This is a genomic window from Saccharothrix deserti (assembly GCF_009769385.1).
GTDB classification, from domain to species: domain Bacteria; phylum Actinomycetota; class Actinomycetes; order Mycobacteriales; family Pseudonocardiaceae; genus Actinosynnema; species Actinosynnema deserti.
Window position 1 is genome coordinate 140869 of the sequence record NZ_VKAB01000027.1, and the last position, 18194, is coordinate 159062.

The 18194-nt window shown below is 70.9% G+C and carries 18 protein-coding genes; 11 read left to right on the top strand and 7 right to left on the bottom strand.

The features are described 5' to 3' along the window. The first annotated feature begins 221 nt into the window (after positions 1–221). Positions 222–3479: a S8 family serine peptidase gene (locus tag FM051_RS35895; protein ID WP_238412285.1), complete on the top strand. Its 3258-nt coding sequence runs from the start codon at positions 222–224 to the stop codon at positions 3477–3479. Between the two features lie 48 nt (positions 3480–3527). On the opposite strand, the gene FM051_RS53375 is transcribed toward FM051_RS35895, so the two are convergent. Genes FM051_RS53375 through hemE form a run of 4 tightly spaced genes read right to left on the bottom strand, consistent with a single transcriptional unit; the run spans position 3528 to position 6836 of the window. Then, positions 3528–3662: a hypothetical protein gene (locus tag FM051_RS53375; protein WP_274383533.1), complete on the bottom strand. Its 135-nt coding sequence runs from the start codon at positions 3660–3662 to the stop codon at positions 3528–3530. Continuing rightward, positions 3659–4351 carry a hydrogen peroxide-dependent heme synthase gene (hemQ, locus tag FM051_RS35900; RefSeq protein ID WP_158842751.1) on the bottom strand — a complete coding sequence of 231 codons (693 nt, stop codon included), beginning with the start codon at positions 4349–4351 and terminating at the stop codon, positions 3659–3661. Before hemQ ends, FM051_RS53375 begins: the two co-directional genes overlap by 4 nt. 17 nt (positions 4352–4368) lie before the next feature. Next, positions 4369–5787: a protoporphyrinogen oxidase gene (hemG, locus tag FM051_RS35905; RefSeq protein WP_158842752.1), complete on the bottom strand. Its 1419-nt coding sequence runs from the start codon at positions 5785–5787 to the stop codon at positions 4369–4371. Then, on the bottom strand, positions 5784–6836 hold the full coding sequence (hemE, locus tag FM051_RS35910) for a uroporphyrinogen decarboxylase (protein WP_158842753.1): 1053 nt from the start codon (positions 6834–6836) through the stop codon (positions 5784–5786). The genes hemG and hemE overlap by 4 nt, the downstream gene beginning before the upstream one ends. An 84-nt stretch (positions 6837–6920) precedes the next feature. On the opposite strand from hemE, the gene FM051_RS35915 reads away from it, so the two are divergent. Then, positions 6921–7457, top strand: a complete 537-nt coding sequence (locus tag FM051_RS35915; RefSeq protein WP_158842754.1) for a DUF3000 domain-containing protein — start codon at positions 6921–6923, stop codon at positions 7455–7457. A 28-nt stretch (positions 7458–7485) separates the two neighbouring features. Here the strand turns inward: FM051_RS35915 and FM051_RS35920 are convergent, their stop codons facing one another. After that, positions 7486–8649, bottom strand: a complete 1164-nt coding sequence (locus tag FM051_RS35920) for a dipeptidase (RefSeq protein ID WP_158842755.1) — start codon at positions 8647–8649, stop codon at positions 7486–7488. Between the two features lie 254 nt (positions 8650–8903). On the opposite strand from FM051_RS35920, the gene FM051_RS35925 reads away from it, so the two are divergent. Then, the gene (locus FM051_RS35925) at positions 8904–9620 is read left to right on the top strand and encodes a response regulator (RefSeq protein WP_015099292.1); all 717 of its coding nucleotides are present in this window, start codon (positions 8904–8906) and stop codon (positions 9618–9620) included. Between the two features lie 67 nt (positions 9621–9687). After that, positions 9688–10929 carry a ribonuclease D gene (locus FM051_RS35930; RefSeq protein ID WP_158842756.1) on the top strand — a complete coding sequence of 414 codons (1242 nt, stop codon included), beginning with the start codon at positions 9688–9690 and terminating at the stop codon, positions 10927–10929. Positions 10930–10997: 68 nt separating this feature from the next. Here the strand turns inward: FM051_RS35930 and FM051_RS53380 are convergent, their stop codons facing one another. Further along, complete coding sequence (locus FM051_RS53380) at positions 10998–11678, bottom strand: MerR family transcriptional regulator (RefSeq protein ID WP_274383534.1); 681 nt, start codon at positions 11676–11678, stop codon at positions 10998–11000. A gap of 80 nt (positions 11679–11758) precedes the next feature. Between FM051_RS53380 and FM051_RS35940 the strand changes: the two genes are divergently transcribed. From FM051_RS35940 to FM051_RS35970, 7 genes are all read left to right on the top strand, one after another. Next, complete coding sequence (locus tag FM051_RS35940; protein WP_158842757.1) at positions 11759–12655, top strand: hypothetical protein; 897 nt, start codon at positions 11759–11761, stop codon at positions 12653–12655. Continuing rightward, on the top strand, positions 12652–13101 hold the full coding sequence (locus FM051_RS35945; protein ID WP_158842758.1) for an ABA4-like family protein: 450 nt from the start codon (positions 12652–12654) through the stop codon (positions 13099–13101). The genes FM051_RS35940 and FM051_RS35945 overlap by 4 nt, the downstream gene beginning before the upstream one ends. Before the next feature lie 82 nt (positions 13102–13183). Next, entirely contained in the window at positions 13184–14404 is a 1221-nt protein-coding gene (locus tag FM051_RS35950) for a thiolase family protein (RefSeq protein WP_158842759.1), read from the top strand. After that, the gene (locus FM051_RS35955) at positions 14401–16512 is read left to right on the top strand and encodes a 3-hydroxyacyl-CoA dehydrogenase NAD-binding domain-containing protein (RefSeq protein ID WP_158842760.1); all 2112 of its coding nucleotides are present in this window, start codon (positions 14401–14403) and stop codon (positions 16510–16512) included. The genes FM051_RS35950 and FM051_RS35955 overlap by 4 nt, the downstream gene beginning before the upstream one ends. A 278-nt stretch (positions 16513–16790) precedes the next feature. Further along, a complete protein-coding gene (locus tag FM051_RS35960) occupies positions 16791–17078 on the top strand; it encodes a hypothetical protein (RefSeq protein ID WP_158842761.1) in 288 nt (95 codons plus the stop codon). A 12-nt stretch (positions 17079–17090) separates the two neighbouring features. Then, the gene (locus tag FM051_RS35965; RefSeq protein WP_158842762.1) at positions 17091–17375 is read left to right on the top strand and encodes a hypothetical protein; all 285 of its coding nucleotides are present in this window, start codon (positions 17091–17093) and stop codon (positions 17373–17375) included. 137 nt (positions 17376–17512) lie between these two features. Further along, the gene (locus FM051_RS35970) at positions 17513–17965 is read left to right on the top strand and encodes a hypothetical protein (RefSeq protein WP_158842763.1); all 453 of its coding nucleotides are present in this window, start codon (positions 17513–17515) and stop codon (positions 17963–17965) included. On the opposite strand, the gene FM051_RS35975 is transcribed toward FM051_RS35970, so the two are convergent. After that, complete coding sequence (locus tag FM051_RS35975) at positions 17962–18192, bottom strand: hypothetical protein (protein WP_158842764.1); 231 nt, start codon at positions 18190–18192, stop codon at positions 17962–17964. The genes FM051_RS35970 and FM051_RS35975 overlap by 4 nt on opposite strands. Between the last annotated feature and the right edge of the window lie 2 nt (positions 18193–18194).

An 18194-nucleotide genomic window follows, 5' to 3' on the forward strand; every position in this document is an offset into this window, starting at 1 on the left:
CCCGTATGCCCTCTCTCCCTAATCCCACGACGACGAGTAAGCAACGACTAGCCCGATCGGGTGGTGAACTCCCCTCAAAGAGACGCTGCCCTCACCCTGACGGGTGGATAGCGTCGAAGTCGTTGGGGGGCTTCGTCTCATTCCGGTTCATCGCCGCGACCGTGGGTCGGCGGCGCCTTCCGACTGCGCGTTTCCGCCACGCGGACAACCAGATTCGGGAGGTGTCTGAGTTGACGTCGAGATCAAGAAGACGCGGACTGGGATGGGGGGCCGCCGTCCTGGCGGCCGTACTCGCGGCCGGCACGGCAACGGGGGTTGCCGCCGCGACACCGGGCCAACCGCAGCGCCAGCCCGGCGCCGGACCGACCGTCACCCTGATCACCGGTGACCGGGTCGTGCTCAACGGCGCCACGTTCGGCTCGTTCCATGCCGGTCCCGGCCGTACGAAGGTCGGCTTCCACACGTTCCACCGAGACGGCAACCTGCACGTCGTCCCGCGCGACGCGGTGAGCGCGGTCGCGAACGGCAAGCTCGACCTGCGCCTGTTCGACGTGACCGGGCTGGTCGAGGCGGGCTACGACGACGCCAAGCGCGACACCCTGCCACTGATCGTCACCCAGCACGGTGACGCGCGACTGCGGTCGACCGGGACCACGGTCACGCGTGACCTGCCCGCCGTCAACGCGGTGGCCGCGCAGACCGCGAAAACCGAGGCGGGGACAGCGTTCCAGGCCCTGCTGAACGACCCCGCTGTGGCGAAGGTCTGGCTGGACGGCCTGCGCCAGCCCAGCCTCGACCGCTCCACCGCCCAGATCGGCGCACCCACCGCCTGGCAGGCCGGCTACACCGGCCAAGGCGTCAAGGTCGCCGTGCTCGACGGCGGTGTGGACGGCAAGCACCCCGACCTCGCCGGCAAGGAAGTCGCCGAGCAGAACTTCACCGACGATCCCGACGCGACCGACGTGGACGGTCACGGCACGCACGTCGCCGCGACCATCGCCAGCACCGACACCAAGTACAAGGGCGTCGCGCCGGACGCACAGATCCTCGACGGCAAGGTCTGCGTCCTCTACGGCTGCGCGGAGTCCTGGATCCTCGGCGGCATGCAGTGGGCCGTCGAGCAAGGCGCCGACGTGGTCAACCTCAGTCTGGGCGGCGGGGACTCGCCGGAGATCGACCCGCTCGAATCGGCCGTCAACACGCTGTCCGCCGAGAGCGGCACGCTGTTCGTGATCGCGGCGGGCAACTCCGGCCGGCCCGGCACGGTCGGCTCACCGGGCAGCGCGGACGCCGCACTCACCGTCGGCGCGGTCGAGCGTGACGACAGCATCGCGCCCTTCTCCAGCCGTGGCCCACGGATCGGCGACGGGGCGGTCAAACCCGACATCACCGCGCCCGGCGTGGACATCGTCGCGGCGAAGGCCGCCACCGGCAGCATCGGCACGCCGGTGGACGAGAACCACGTGGCGCTGTCCGGCACGTCGATGGCCACCCCTCACGTCGCCGGCGCGGCGGCGTTGATCGCGCAACAGCACCCGGACTGGACCGGCGCGCAGATCAAGGCCGCGCTCATGGCCTCCGCCAAGGCGAACCCGGCGCTGACCGCGTTCGACCAGGGCACCGGCCGGGTCGACCTGGCCAAGGCGATCACCACGACGGTCACCTCCGAGCCCGCCAGCCTCGCCATGGGTCTCCAGCAGTGGCCGCACACCGACGACACCCCGATCGTCAAGGAACTCACCTACCGCAACAGCGGCACAGAGCCGGTCACGTTCGACGTGTCCGTCGACGCCAAGGGACCGGACGGCAAGCCCGCACCCGCCGGCATGTTCACCATCAGCCCGGCAACCGTCACCGTCCCCGCCGGCGGCGAGGCGAAAGTGACGATCACCGCCGACACCAGAGTCGGCACGGTCGACGGCTTGTTCTCCGGCACCGTCGTCGCCGGCAACGACCTGCGCACACCGATGAGCGTCAACCGCGAGGTCGAGAGCTACCAGATCACGACCGACTTCCTCGACGCCAACGGCCAGGCGCCCACGGTCTACACCGGTGTCGTGATGGGCGTGGACAACGACACGTTCATGTTCCTGGGCGACACGGACAACAGCGTCACCACCCGCCTGCCCAAGGGCGAGTACATGCTCTACGCCAGCATCGTGACCGGTGACGAGGCCGACCACCGGATGACCGTGCTGCCGCAGCCGAGCCTGGCCGTCGACAAGGACGCCACGATCACGTTCGACGCCCGCACCGCCAAACCGGTCAAGATCGCCGCACCCGACCCGGACGCGGTCACGGTGATCGGCGACGTCAGCCTCAACCGCGTGTTTGGGGGCAGGTCGGTCGGCTTCGGCGCGGCGTTCCTCGGCGGGTTCCCGGAGAACCTGACGCTCGGCCACGTCGGCCCGGCACTGCCGGACGACCAGCTCAACGTCATGGTCACGTCCCAGTTCGAGGGCAAGCCGATCGGCGACACCCCGGTGAACTACCGGTTCGCGTGGATCGAGTACGGCGAGGTGCCCACCGGCTTCACCCGCACCCCCGCCAAGGGCGACCTCGCCGAGGTGCGGACGAAGTTCGGCCCCAGCCCCGCCGCCGACGAGTTCATCCACGGCGGCAACGCCGTCGGGCCCGCCGGTTCCGGCGGCTGGGCGGCGCTGTTCCCGGTGCGGCAGGGCGGTGAGGCGGTCGACCACGTGACCGTCGCCGACGGCGTCAAGTGGAACTGGTCGATGCTGCAGATCCGGGGCGACTTCGACATCGTCTCGAACTTCACGTCGCCGGACCGCGGTTACCGGGGCGGCAGCCGCGCCGAGGAGCGGTTCAACTTCCCGGTGTTCGGCCCCGGCGCGCCGCCGACCCGGTTCGACTACCTGAGTCGGACCGGCGACGTGCTCACGGTGTCCGTGCCGCTGTTCAACGACGGCGGGGGAAACGTCGGCGCGTCCGCCTACTCGTCCGCCCGCACCACGCTGTACCGGGACGGGCAGAAGGTCGGCGAGACCGCGGAACCGGGCGGGCGGTTCACCGTGCCCGGCGGCGTGGCCCGCTACCGGGCGGAGGTGGACGTCGTCCGCGCGCCGGGCGTCTCCGAGTTCGCATCGCGGGTCACCAGCGCGTGGACGTTCCGCTCGGACACCGTGCCCGGTGAACAAAGCCGCAGACTGCCCCTGTCCGTAGTCCGGTTCACACCCAAACTCGACGCCAACGGCAGCACCCCCGCCGGCCGCGTCCTGCGCATCCCGCTGACCGTCGAACAACAGCAGGGCGCCGACAACGGACACGTCCGCAAAATCGAGATCGAAGCATCCTTCGACGACGGCACAACCTGGACCAAAATCCCCGTCATCGGCAACACCGCACTCGTGCGCAACACCGACCAAGCAGGCTACGCATCACTGCGCGCCAAGGGCTCCGACAGCAAGGGCAACACGTTCGAGCACTCCGTGATCCGCGCCTACAAGATCACGAAGTAGCGGACCGGTGAGGAGGGGCGTCCGAGGCCGGGCGCCCCTCCTCCCGTGTCACCACGAGTCCTGGCGGAAGATCGAGCCGCCCTCGTCCGGGTCGTCGTTCCGGGACGGCTCGTCGATCGTGCTCGGCACGTTCGGCGCGCACATCGGCAGCCACCACGCCAAGCGGATCGTCGCCGCGCTCACGGCAGGTTCGTGACCAGTTCGGCGGCCGGGACGCGGGTGCCGGTGTAGAACGGGATCTCCTCGCGCACGTGCCGGCGCGCCTCGGTGCCGCGCAGGTGCCGCATGAGGTCCACGATGCGGTGCAGCTCGTCGGCCTCGAACGCCAGCATCCACTCGTAGTCGCCCAGCGCGAACGACGAGACCGTGTTCGCCCGCACGTCCGGGTAGTCCCGCGCTTCCTTGCCGTGGTCGGCGAGCATGCGGCGGCGGTCCTCCTCCGGCAGCAGGTACCACTCGTAGGACCGCACGAACGGGTACACGCAGACGTACTTGCGGGCTTCCTCGCCCGCCAGGAACGCCGGGATGTGGCTGCGGTTGAACTCCGCGGGCCGGTGCAGCGCGACCTGGCTCCACACCGGGGTGGACGCGCGGCCGACGGCGGTGCGGCGGAACCCGCTGTAGGCGTGCTGGACCTGCTCGATCTCCTCGGCGTGCCACCAGATCATGTAGTCGGCGTCCGCGCGCAGACCCGCCACGTCGTACACACCGCGCACCACCACGCCCTTGGACTCCAGGCCGTCCAGGTACTCCTGCGCCTCGGACGCGGCCGGGCCGCGGTCGTCGGGCAGGCGACCGGGCTCGACCCGGAAGACCGACCACATGGTGTAGCGGATGGTGTCGTTCAACTCGTTGTAGTTCAGGCGGGCCATGCCCTCAATCCTCTCACTCAGCGCACGCGGCCGAGCACGTGAGCGGCGACACGGGCCGCCGCGGCGTCCGCCGTCGCGATGCACGCGGGGATGCCGACGCCGTGCAGCGTCGCGCCCGCCACGGCCAGGCCGGGCACCTCGGCGACCGCGTCCTCGATGGCCTGGACGACGTCCAGGTGACCCACGCCGTACTGCGGCAGGCCGCCGCCCCAGCGGGTGACGGCGGTGTCGATCGGCTCGGCCGTGATCCCGGTCAGCTGCGCCAGGTCGTGCCGGACCGCCGTGACCAGCTCGTCGTCGTCGCGCTGCAACAGGTGCGCCTCGCCGTGCCTGCCGACGCTGCCGCGCACCAGCACCGGCTCACCGGCCAGGTGCGCCCACTTGCGGCTGGAGAAGGTGAACGCCTTCGCGGTGAACGGCACGCCGTCCGGTGCCCGCTCGCCCTCGGCCAGCAGCACGCCGGAACGCTCGGGCAGCTCGGTGCCGGGCGGCAGGGCCAGCGCCACCACCGCCATCGACGCCACCTCGACCTCGGCGTAGCGGCGGGACGCGGCGGGCGCGACGTCGGCGAGCAGCTTGCGCGCGGCGGGTGCGGGCACGGCGAGCACCACGCCGTCCACGTCCAGGTGTTGCGGCGCGGTGGCGGGGCCGATCTCCAGCCGCCAGTCGTGCCCACGGCGGATCAGGGCGCGCACCGGCAGGCCGAGCCTGATCCGGGGTTTCGTCACCTCGGCCAGCCGTTCGACCAACGTCGACAGGCCGTCGCGGAGCGTGCCGAAGACGGGCGGTCGGGTGACCCTCGGTTGGGGTGGCGCGGGCATCGTGGTCGCGGCGGCGGCCAGCAGCGAGCCGACACCCGAGTCGAGTGCGGTGGCCAGTTGCGGCATGGTCGCGCGCAGGCCGAGGACCTCCGTGCGGCCCGCGTAGACACCGCCGAGCAGCGGCCCGACCAGGCGGTCCCCCACCTCGGGGCCGAACCGTTCGCGCAGCAGCGCGCCCACCGCGACGTCCGCGCCGTCCAGCCGGATCGGCGGCAGGTCGGGTTCGGCGGCGACCCGGCGCAGGCCCTCGTGCGACAGGACCTGGCGGACCGCTTCCACCGACGCGGGGACACCCATCAGGGTGTGCGCCGGGATGGGCCGGGTGTCGCCGGCGGCGTGGATGCTCGCCGGGGCCTTCGTCGGGTGGACCAGCTCGTCGGCCAGGCCCAGTTCGGCGACCAGTTCGGCGGCCTCGGGGCGGCGGTGCAGGAACGCCTCCGCGCCCACGTCGTAGGCGCGCCCGCCGACCTCGGCGGTGCGCAGCTTGCCGCCCAGCCGGTCGGCCTGCTCGACCACGGTGATCTCGGCCGACGGCCCGAGCAGGTGGCGCAGCCGGTGCGCGGCGGCCAGGCCGGAGATCCCGCCGCCGACCACCGCGACTCGCAGCGCTCTCATGTCGTCCGGTGCACCATCTCGACGGCCCTGGTGATCACGTCCGGATCGGTGTCGGGCAGCACGCCGTGACCGAGGTTGAAGATGTGGCCGGCGGCGGCCTGCCCCTCGCGCTTGATCCGCTCGATCTCGCGTTCCAACGCGGGCAGGCCCGCGAACAGCAGCGCCGGGTCGAGGTTGCCCTGGACCACCGGCAGCGGCAGCTCGGGCGCGGCCTGCTGGAGCCGCTTCACGGCGACGTCCAGCGGGGTGCGCCAGTCGACGCCCACCACGTCCGCGCCGGCCTCGCGCATCGCGGGCAGCAGCTCGCTCGTGCCGACGCCGAAGTGGATGCGCGGCACGCCCTCGATGCTCTGGAGCACCCTGGTCGAGTGCGGCAGGACGAACTCGCGGTAGTCGCGCTCGGACAGCGCGCCCGCCCACGAGTCGAACAGCTGCACCGCCTTCACGCCCGCGCGCACCTGCACCCGCAGGAACTCGGCGGTGATGCCGGCCAGCCGGTCGAGCAGCGCGTGCCACAGGTCGGGGTTGCCGTGCATGAGCGCCTTGGTGCGCTCGTGGTGCTTGCTCGGGCCGCCCTCGACCAGGTAGGACGCCAGGGTGAACGGCGCGCCGGCGAAACCGATCAGCGGCACGTCGCCGAGCTCGGCGTTCAGCAGCCCGATCGCGTCGACCACCGGCCGCACCTGCTCCTCGTGCAGCTCGGCGATGGCCAGGACGTCCGACTCGGTCGCGATCGGCTTGGCGACCACCGGCCCGGTGCCGGGCACGATGTCCAGGTCGATGCCCGCGGCCTTGAGCGGCACGACGATGTCGGAGAAGAGGATCGCGCCGTCCACGTCGTGGCGCCGGACGGGCTGCAAGGTGATCTCGCAGACCATCTCCGGGTCCATGCAGGCGTCCAGCATCGCGGTGCCTTCGCGCAGCTTGCGGTACTCCGGCAGCGATCGGCCCGCCTGGCGCATGAACCAGACCGGCGTGCGTGAGGGCCGGCCGCCGCGCGCGGCGACGAGCAACGGGGCTTCGGTGATGTCGTTCATCTCGCCCGACATCGTCCCACGTGTTGGGCGGAAGGCGTTTTCAGGCCCGGCGTGCCGCGCTCACTTTCCGAGGTTTAGGGGCCTACAGTCCGTGGTGTGACGGAGCCCGAACTGTTCCAGCGGGCGGTGGCGACGCTCCGGTCGGTGCGAACCCGACCCGAACTGGAGTTGACCGAGGTGCGCCCGCCGCAGCGGCTTGCGCCTTGGTCCTTCGCGTTGACCGCGGAGGTGACCGGGCCCGCCGACGAGCTGTCCACCGGACGGCTGGTGCTGCTGCACGACCCCGACGGGGTCGAGGCGTGGTCGGGCGTGTTCCGGCTGGTCGCGTACGTGCGGGTGGAGTTGGACGCCGAGTTGGCCGCCGACCCCCTGCTGCCCGAGGTGGGCTGGTCGTGGCTGGTGGAGGCGCTGGAGGTGGCGGGCGCCGAGTTCCTGGCGCTGGGCGGCACCGTCACCCAGACCTCGTCGGCCCGTTTCGGCGACATCGCCGGCCCGGCCCGCACCGACGACCTGGAACTGCGCGCCTCCTGGACCGCCCGGACCGCCGACCTGGCCGCCCACGGCACCGCCTTCTTCGACCTCATGGCCACCGCCGTGGGCCTGCCCCCGGTGGGCATCACCACCCTCCACTGACCCGCTCGGCCGACCACCCCCGCCGGGGTCAGTCGTTGTCGCGGAGCACGCGGAGGATGTTGCGGCCGGCGAGCTTGGCGCAGTCGTCCTCGCTCCAGCCCCGGTCCAGCAGCGCGCCGATCAGCCTCGGGTAGCACGACACGTCCTCCATGCCCTCCGGCAGGCTGCGCGTCCCGTCGTAGTCGCCGCCCAGCCCGATGTGGTCGACGCCGGCCACCTCGCGGGCGTGCTCCAGGTGCGCGACCACGTCGTCCATGGTCACGTGCGGTGTCGGGCCGCCGTCCGACCACGAGTCGATGAACCGGTGCCGGGCCTCGAGGTCGTTGTGGCTCTCCCCCGCCGCCTCCATCGCGTCCTTCAGCCGGGTGTCCCACTCGACGTGCGCCTGCGACACGAACTGCGGCACGAACGTCACCATGCACACGCCGCCGTTGCCCTTGAGCTGCGTCAACACGTCGTCCGGCACGTTGCGCGGGTGATCGGCGACCGCCCGGCACGACGAGTGGCTGAACACCACCGGCCGCGACGACACCTCCAGCGCGTCCCGCATCGTCGAGGCCGCCACGTGGGACAGGTCGACCAGCATCCCGATCCGGTTCATCTCCCGCACCACGTCCCGCCCGAACGGCGACAACCCGCCGTGCACGGGTTCGTCGGTAGCCGAATCGGCCCACTCGGTGTTCTCGTTGTGCGTGAGCGTCATGTACCGCACGCCGAGCCGTCTCAGCGCTCGCAGGACGCCCAGCGAGCCGTTGATGGAGTGTCCGCCCTCCGCGCCGATCAGGGAGGCTATCCGCCCGTCCTCGAACGCCCGTTCGGCCTCGTCGGCGGTCGTCGCGATCCGCAGGTGCCCGGGGTAGCGGTCGGCGAGGGCGTGGACCAACTCCACTTGCTCCAGGACGGCGGTCACCGCTGCGTCACCCGCCAGTCGGCAAGGGACCCACACGGACCAGAACTGCATCCCCAACCGGCCGTCGCGTGCCCGCGCCAGATCGGTCTGCAACCCCGACTGGAGCGTCATCAGATCGACGACAAACGTGGCCGCGGCCGGATCGACGCGTGTTGACTTTTCACCGAATTGCCCCGGAGCGACGAGATCGCGCAACGCCCACGGCAGATCGTTGTGCCCGTCCACCAGCGGCACGCGGGCCAGCAGTTCCTCGGCCCGACTCTCACCCGTGGTGCTCGCCACCCGCAACTCCTTGATGTCGTCGTGAGAACCGCTCGCGTTACGCGACCTCTTCAGTTGTCATCCGATCGTGTGACAACGGGGGCCATCAGTGACAACTCATTCGGGATAGATACCCGATTGATCGTCCCGTAGACCCGCTTGGGCGGCTACGCTGCCCCAGACGACACCACTTTCGGTCGATCAGTGGCGCGGCTGATTGGCCGAAAGTCCCGGTGCCGGTCGGGGGGCACGACCGACTCCAGGGAGGTAGTGACGTGGCTGCCGTCGGCTTAGGTCAGGCCGTTCGTACCACGCCAGCCGGCTCGTTGCCGGCGAACATGGTCCCGCACCCGCGGGAGGAGCTTTTTTCAGTGCTGGTGGTCGACGACCACCCACTGCTGAGGGAGGCGATATCGGCTCGGCTCACCCAGATGGGAGCCGGGACAGTGCATGAGGCGGCTTCGGTTGCGGAGGCTCGGGCGCGGGCACTCGCCACCGGACCGTGCGACCTCGCGATCCTCGATCTGGGTCTGCCGGATGGCACCGGCATCGACCTGGTCACGGAACTCCGTGCCCAGGGCTGGCCCCGCATCGTGGTCCTCGCGTCCTCCGACGACCCCTACGCGGTCAGGTCGGCCTTCCAGGCGGGCGCCCAGGCGTACCTGCTGAAGTCCGCCTCGCCGATGGTGGTCACCGACGGGGTGCGCAGGGTCCTCGACGGCGGCGTCTACGCAGACCCGAGCGTCGCGCCCGTGCTCGCCGCGGGCACGAGGGTGCCGGGCACCGACAACACGCCGCGGGAACTGTCCGCGCGTGAGGTCGAGGTCCTCCAGCTGGTCGCCGATGGCCAGAGCAACAAGGAAATCGGCGAAGCGCTCAGCCTTTCCGCGCTGACGGTGAAGAGCCACCTGTCGCGGATCGGGCGCAAGCTGGGCACCGGGGATCGGGCTCAGATGGTCGCGCTGGCCATGCGTGCCGGCGTGATCCGCTGACCAGGTCGGCACACTGAACCGGCCGAACACACCCGCGAGTGGTGCGTTCGTCGTAGGGTCTTCCGCCGTGGACGTACCCTCCGACGAGCCAACCGAACCAACCGGTGCTGATCCGGTGCCGCTGGTGGAACCCGCTGACGGTGTTCCGCCTGTCGTTGCCGACGCACCGTCGCTCCGGCGTGCCGCTGATGCGCTCGCCGGAGCGACGGGTCCGGTTGCGGTGGACACCGAGCGAGCCTCGGGATACCGCTACTCGCAACGTGCCTACCTGGTGCAATTGCGCCGGGAAGGCGCCGGGACCGTGCTGGTCGACCCGATCGCCCTCGGCGGTCGAATCGACCCGCTGGTCGAGGCGCTGGACGGGACCGAGTGGGTGTTGCACGCGGCGTCGCAAGACCTGCCGTGCCTCGCCGAACTCGGCCTGCGTCCGAGCGCGTTGTTCGACACCGAGCTGGCGGGCAGGCTGGCCGGGTTCGAGCGGGTGGCGCTGGGCACGCTCGTCGAGCGGCTGTTGGGCTACCGGCTGGAGAAGGGGCACGGCGCGGCCGACTGGTCGCGCCGCCCCCTTCCCGCCGACTGGCTGAACTACGCCGCACTCGACGTCGAACTGCTGGTCGAGCTGCGTGACGTGCTCGAACAGGAGCTCAAGCGGCAGGGGAAGCTGGAGTGGGCGCTCGAGGAGTTCGAGGCCGCCCGCACGGCTCCCCTGCCGCGTCCGCGTGCGGAGCCGTGGCGCCGCACGTCGGGAATCCACCGGATCCGCAGTCCGCGGCAACTGGCCGCGGTGCGGGCGCTGTGGGAGGCGCGGGACGCGCTGGCCCGCGAACGCGACATCGCGCCCGGTCGGGTGCTGCCGGACTCGGCGCTGGTCGAGGCCGCGGTGCGCGGTCCGGCCGATGAGGCGGCGCTGTCGGCGCTGCCGGTGTTCCGGGGTCGGGCGCAACGCCGCATGGTCGGCGTGTGGCTGGGCGCGTTGCAGCGTGCCGCGGCACTGCCCCGGACCGAGTTGCCGGAGCCGTCGCAGCAGCACGACGGTCCGCCGCCCGCCAACCGGTGGGCCGACAAGGACCCGGCTGCGGCAGCCCGCCTGGCCGCGGCCCGAACCGCGTTGACCGCGGTAGCCGAGGCGAACACCCTGCCGGTCGAGAACCTGCTGTTGCCGGACCTCGTGCGGCGCACGTGCTGGCAGCCGCCGGCGGACATCTCACCGGAAGGCGTCGCGGCGGCGCTGCGTGAGGGTGGGGCGCGGAACTGGCAGGTCAACCTGACCGCCGAGGTCCTCTCCCAGGCCCTGACCCCCGACCCCTAGCGCGGCCAAGCGCGTGTCCTGCGTTCGGAACGTGCTTGTCCTGCGTTCGGAACACCCGAGTTGAACGTTCAGCACTCCGGACGTGGCTCGGGTGCGGCGTCGTCCGCACCCGAGCCGGAGTCCACCTCGGCGGAACGACGGGCCGAGAGGTCACGGCGCGCCAGTCGGCGGATGGCCGCCACGGCGGCGTCACCCAGGAACGAGCCGACCACGACGCCCTCCAGGACCTCGTCCCTGGACGGCATGCCCAGCACGTACGCCAGGTCCATCTCGGCCAGCGTCCGGCCCACCCGCGCGTAGTCGTCCAGCAGCTCCACGAACCCGGGGTGCCCGATCTGGCGGGCGGTGGCCAGCACGCTCACCAGAGCCTGGAACCCGGGCGCCTGCGGCTTGTGGTCCCAGCCCTGCCGCGCGATGAACTCCTCGGCCTGCCGGACCGCCACCTCGTCGTCGGTCGACGGCTCGGCGGGCCCGATGGCCGCCTCGATCGTGCCCAGCGACTTGTGCAGCGACTTCTCCGGGTCGTCCAGCGCGGCCAGCACCTCGCGCACCACGGCGATCGGCAGCCCGCCGACCTCGACCATCGCCCGCACCAGGCGCAGCCTGCGCTCGTGGTCCTCGCCGTACCGGGCCTGGTTCGGGCTGGTCCGCTCACCGGCCGGGAGCAACCCCTCCCGCAGGTAGTACTTGATCGTCGGTACCGGCACGCCGGTCGTGCGGCTGAGTTCCGCGATGCGCATGTGCTCCATCTTCCTGAGGGTCTTCCCAGAATGGATAGTGCTACTGTCCGATAGTAGGAAGCACCGCTATCCATCCTGGGGAGTTACCTGTGACCCGCATTCTCCGTTGGCACCCACCGCTGGTGCTCTTCGCCCTGCTGATGGCCGCCCTGGTACCGGTCTCCCTGGTCGGCCTGGTCGTGGACGACCGCATCCTGGTCGGGTCGCCGATCTGGTTCAAACCGCTCAAGTTCGCCGCGTCCCTCGGCCTCTACGCCATCACGCTCGCCTGGATGCTCACCCTGACCACCCGATTCCGCCGCGCCACCCGGTGGGCGGGCACGGTGGTCGCGCTCATGGGGACCAGCGAGATGGCGGTCATCGTCGGACAGGTCGTCCGGGGCACGCGGAGCCACTTCAACACCGCCACGCCGTTCGACGAGCTCCTGTGGGACATCATGACCTACAGCATCCTGACCCTCTGGATCATGCACGCCGTGATCGCGGTGGCGTTGCTGTTCACCAGGTTCAGCGACCGCACCACGGGTCTCGCGATCCGACTGGGCCTGTTCCTCGCACTCATCGGCCTCGCCCTCGGCATCCTCATGACCGGGCAGCGGAACGACGAGGACGTCGCCGCCGGGATCGTCGGCGCGCACAGCGTCGGCGTGCGGGACGGCGGCCCGCAGATGGCGTTGACCGGGTGGAGCACCACAGGCGGCGACCTGCGCATCCCGCACTTCGTCGGCATCCACGCCCTCCAGGTCATCCCACTGGTCGTACTGCTGTTCCGCCGACGTGCGACCACGAAGCTCGTCTGGGGCCTGGCGATCGGCTACGCGGGCCTGACGGCCCTGGTGACGTGGCAGGCGCTACGCGGACAGCCGCTGCTGCGCCCGGACCTGCTCACCGCACTGGGCGCGCCGGCCGTGGTGACCTGGACCGTCACGGTGATCGCGAGGACTCTGCGCACGACGGACGACACGACGGAGGCGGTGCCGGCATGACCGGGTTCCTGTTCCAGCTCACGTTCTGGCTCACCGTGCCGTTCTGGGGGCTGATGATCTTCGCCCCGAAGTGGTCGGGCACGGCCCGGATCACGTCGTCCCCGCTGATCGCCGTGCCCCCGCTCGTCGTCTACACGGTCCTGGTCGCCGCCCACCTCCCCGAACTGTGGGCCACGATGAGCAGCCCGGACCTGGACACGCTGAGGGAGTTCCTGGGCACCTCCTGGGGCGCCTCCGCGATCTGGGCGCAGGTGATCGCGTGGGACCTGCTGATCGGGGCGTGGATGTTCCGGGAAGGCCGCCGCCTGGGCCTGCACCCGCTGCTCATGGGCCCGCTGCTGGTGTTCACGATCATCCTGTCCCCGTTCGGGTTCGGGCTGTTCCTGGCCATCCGCGCGTTCTGTGACGCACGAGACAGGGCGACCACGGTGGTTACCCGCCAGTAACAGGGGCTAGAGTTGGGTTACCGATCGGTAGGAGTCGCGCCCGCCGCTCGGGGGACTCGTCACCACAAGTGGAGGAGACGCCGTGGCCGCACCAGTAGCGCCGGCACGCGTTCGAAACGTGGTCTTCGTGGACGGCGTGCGCACGCCGTTCGGCAAGGCCGGCCCCAAGGGAATCTTCGCGGAAACCCGTGCCGACGACCTGGTCGTCAAGGTGATCCGCGAGCTGCTGCGGCGCCACCCCGAGCTGCCACCGGAGCGGGTCGACGAGGTGGCCATCGCGGCCACCACGCAGACCGGCGACCAGGGCCTGACCATCGGCCGCACCGCGGCGCTGCTCGCGGGCCTGCCCAAGTCGGTGCCCGGCTACGCCGTCGACCGCATGTGCGCGGGCGCGATGACGGCCGTGACGACGTCGGCCAGCGGTATCGCGTTCGGCGCGTACGACGTCGTCATCGCGGGCGGTGTCGAGCACATGGGCCGCCACCCGATGGGCGAGGGCGTCGACCCCAACCCGCGGTTCCTGTCCGACAAGATCGTGGACCCGTCCGCGCTCGTCATGGGCTCGACGGCGGAGAACCTGCACGACCGGTTCCCGGCCATCACCAAGGAGCGCACGGACGCCTTCGCGGCGGCCTCGCAGGCCAAGTACGCCGACGCGGTGAAGAACGGCAAGATCGGCCCGGAGTTCGTGCCGGTCGCGACCCGTTCCGCGGAGAACGGCTGGGGCCTGGCCACGGCCGACGAGCCGCCGCGTCCGGGCACCACGGTCGAGGACCTGGCCAAGCTGAAGACGCCGTTCCGCCCGCACGGCCGGGTCACCGCGGGCAACGCGGCGGGCCTGAACGACGGCGCGACCGGCTGCATCCTGGCCGAGGAGGAGACCGCCCGCGAGCTGGGCCTGCCGGTCGGCATGCGCCTGGTCGGCTACTCGTTCATGGGTGTCGAGCCCGAGGTCATGGGCGTCGGCCCGGTGCCCGCGACGGAGAAGGCCCTCAAGCGCGCCGGTCTGTCCATCGAGGACATCGGCCTGTTCGAGATCAACGAGGCGTTCGCCGTGCAGGTGCTCGCCTTCCTCGACCACTTCGGCATCGCCGACGACGACCCGCGGGTCAACCAGTGGGGTGGCGCGATCGCCACCGGCCACCCGCTCGCCTCCTCCGGCGTGCGCCTGATGACCCAGCTGTCGCGGCAGTTCGCCGAGCGCCCCGACGTGCGCTACGGCATCACCACCATGTGCATCGGCATCGGCATGGGTGGCACGGTCATCTGGGAGAACCCCCACTGGAACGGAGACGGCAAGTGACCACGTTGACCGCTGACGAGGCCAAGGCCCTCTTCCCCGACGAGGTCGTGACGGTCGCGAAGACCCGGCTGATCTCGGTGCCCGGTGTGACCGGCAAGGTCGCCCTGATCACCATCGACAACGGCCTGGACCACACCCGGCCGTCCACGTTCGGCCCGCAGTCGCTGGTGAGCCTGAACGCGGCGTTCGACGAGGCCGCGGCGGCGTCCCCGGCGGCGATCGCGGTCACCGGCAAGCCGTTCATCTTCGCCGTCGGCGCGGACCTGACGGCCGTCGAGGGCGCTTCGGAACGCTCGCAGGCCGTGACGATCGGGCAGCTCGGCCACGACGTGTTCCGCAAGTTCACCGAGTCGTCCGTGCCGACCTTCGCGTTCGTCAACGGCGCGGTGATGGGCGGAGGCCTGGAGCTGGCGCTGTCGTGCCACTACCGGACGCTGGCGTCCAACGCGGCGGCCATCGCGCTGCCCGAGGTGTTCCTCGGCCTGTTCCCCGGCTGGGGCGGCACGCAGCTGCTGCCGAACCTGATCGGCCCGAACGACGCGGTCACCGTGATCTTCGAGAACGCGTTGAACCAGAACAAGATGCTCAACCCCAAGCAGGCGTTGGAGCTGGGCATCGCGGACGTGCTGTTCGACTCGGCCGACTACCTGGAGCAGTCGCTGCTGTGGCTGGCCTCCGTGGTGGGCGGCGACGTCGTGCCGCCGCGCAAGGAGATCGACCGCGGCGCGGGCTGGGACGCGGCCGTGGCGCGGGCCCGTGCGATCGTCGAGGGCAAGACCAAGGGCGCGGCGCCGGGCGCGTTGAAGGCCCTCGAGCTGCTGGAGTTGGCTCGTGCCAACGACTTGGACCGCGGCTACGCGGCCGAGACCGAGGCGCTGGCGGACGTCGTGATGAGCGACGAGCTGCGGGCCGGGCTGTACTCGTTCAACCTGGTGCAGAAGCGGGCCAAGCGGCCGGCGGGCGCGCCGGACAAGTCGTTGGCGCGCAAGGTCACCAAGGTCGGCATCGTCGGCGCGGGCCTGATGGCCTCGCAGATGGCGCTGCTGTTCGCGCGGCGGCTGGAGGTGCCGGTGGTGCTCACCGACATCGACCAGGCGCGGGTGGACAAGGGCGTCGGGTACGTGCACGCCGAGATCGACAAGCTGCTCGGCAAGAAGCGCGTGTCGCAGGACAAGGCGAACCGGCTCAAGGCGCTCGTCACGGGGTCGTTGGACAAGGCGGCGTTCTCGGACGCGGACTTCGTCATCGAGGCCGTGTTCGAGGACCTGGGCGTGAAGCAGAAGGTGTTCGCCGAGGTCGAGGAGTTCGTCTCGGCCGAGGCGGTGCTGGCGACCAACACGTCGTCGCTGTCGATCACCGAGATGGCTTCTGGGCTCAAGCACCCCGAGCGGGTCGTGGGTTTCCACTTCTTCAACCCGGTGGCGATCATGCCGCTGCTGGAGATCGTGCGCGCCGGGCAGACCGACGACGCGACGCTGGCGACCGCGTTCGCGGTGGGCAAGCAGCTGAAGAAGTCGTCCGTGCTGGTGAAGGACGCGCCGGCGTTCGTGGTGAACCGGCTGCTGACCCGGTTCATGGGCGAGGTCGTGAAGTCCATCGACGAGGGCACGCCGTTCGAGGTCGCGGACAAGGCGACCGAGCCGCTGGGCCTGCCGATGTCGCCGCTCGTGCTGCTGCAACTCGTCGGCCCCGCTGTCGCGCTGCACGTGGCCGAGACGATGCACGGCGCGTTCCCGGACCGGTTCGGCGTGTCGGAGAACATGAAGGCGTTCGTGCAGGCCGGCAAGACCGCCGTCTACCAGTGGGACTCGACCGGCAAGCAGACCGTCGACCCCGAGGTGCAGGCGCTGTGGTCGTTCGGCGACAAGCCGTTGACCGGTGACGAGGTCTTCGCGCGGGCGCTGGAGGCGCTGGCCGAGGAGATCCGGATCATGCTCGACGAGGGCGTGGTCGCGGAGGCGCAGGACATCGACCTGTGCATGCTCCTCGGCGCCGGCTGGCCGTTCTGGCTGGGCGGCATCACCCCGTACCTGGACCGGTCGGGCATCTCGGAGAAGGTGACGGGCAAGCGGTTCCTGGCCCCGGGAGTGGCCTCGGTCCCGGCCTGAGCCTCCTCGCCCACTGTGCCCCGGTTTGCCTTCGGCAGCCGGGGCACAGTGGTGACTGTCGGACTTCACCGACGTCGCCCGCTACCGGACCGGTAACGCCAACCGCCTGCGCACCGCCCATGCCATCGACTACGGTGCGGAATTGGTTGATCACGGATAGCAGGGGGAGACTTGGACTGCGTATTCAGATTCGGCTTCGAAGAGGGTGACGAGGAAGAGCCGGCGCACTCGATCCGAACCAAAGGAACCCGAGGCACAAGACGTCCTGACAGCAGCGCATGACCGAGGTCGTGGACCGGCCGACAACCATGGAGAGCCGGGGCGGACACGTGCGCGGCACGATTCACCGCGGCCGCGTCCTCGACTTGGAGGTCGATCCGGCCTGGACGCATTCGGCCCGCGTGACCGAGATGCAGCAGGAGTTCCTGGAAGTGCTGCGGAACCTACGGGCCCACAGCGTTCCCACCGATCTGGCGCAGGGCCCGCAGAGCCCCGCCATCACCGAACTCACCGCCCTGGTGAGTGATCCGAACACACTGCTGCGCCGAGTGGGGTTGCTGCCATGACCGATGTCCTGCGTGAGCCTGCTTTCGGCACGGTCCTGCGTTCACGGTGAGCACCTCGACGGCAACGGCGCGAGGACGGCCAGGCGCGCGCTGGCGGGTGGCTGGGCAGGCTCGGTGATCGTCACCGTCATGGCCTGGTTCCTCCTGGTCATGACGGTGACAAGCGGTAGCGGGCAGGTCGGGTTCACCGGCGGTGTGTGGGCTTACCTGGTCCTGCCGGCAGTGCCCGCGACGTTGGCGGGGATCGCTTTCTCCTTCGGACGCACCCTGTTCCGAGCACCCACAGCGCCCCGCTGACCGCTCACGTTGCCGGCTTCATGCGGCCGGCGCACTGGTGTCTCTGCGCGTACGGCTCGTTACTGCGCGCGAGTGCATTCCTCTGGCAGGTGGGTGAGGGGGCCTCACAACGGTTTGAAACGCCCGATGTTGGTGGCATGACCCCTCAACGACGAAGAGCGCGCGCCCGCCGTCCACAGCCCGATCCCCTGCGCGTGGAGGAGCTGGTCGCCTTCCTCCGCACCGACCGCGCCTGGCGGGACGAGGTGGCCAAGCGGCTCGTGGCGAAGCTGGACCAGCGGTTGGTGCGGTCGGCGCGGGCGTGCGGGTGCCGGCCCATCGCGCACGTGGCGGAGGAGTTGGACAGCCAGGCGTGCGTCGATCTCGGGCCCGGTGCGCCGTACCAGCTGGCGAAGGCCGTCTACGGGCAGGTGCGGCTCAGGGGCGCGGCGCGGTTGCGGCAGACGGCGCGCAGCCTGCGGGTGCTCGGGGTGTACCTGTGCGGCAGCGATCTGGCGCGCTGCCCGTGCACGGAGGCGCTGGCCCGTGATCCGCAGCAGGCCCGCGTGGACCGGGTGGTGACCGGCGCGCTGGACGGCGCGGGGTTCTAGCTCTGGTGCACCAGGCGGTCGGGGGCCTCGTGGGTGCTCAGCCACGCCTTGGCCAGCTTTCCCGCCGCCGCGCGGAACACGCCGTCGCGGTTGCCGTCGTCCGGCTGGATGGTCTCGGACGTCTTGTCGAGCACCAGGAACCGCTCCGCGCCGCAGTCGGTGTGGAACCGGTAGCGCACGCCGGCCGCGGTCTCCTCCGCCTTGTGCGGGTACACGAGCATGGCCACGG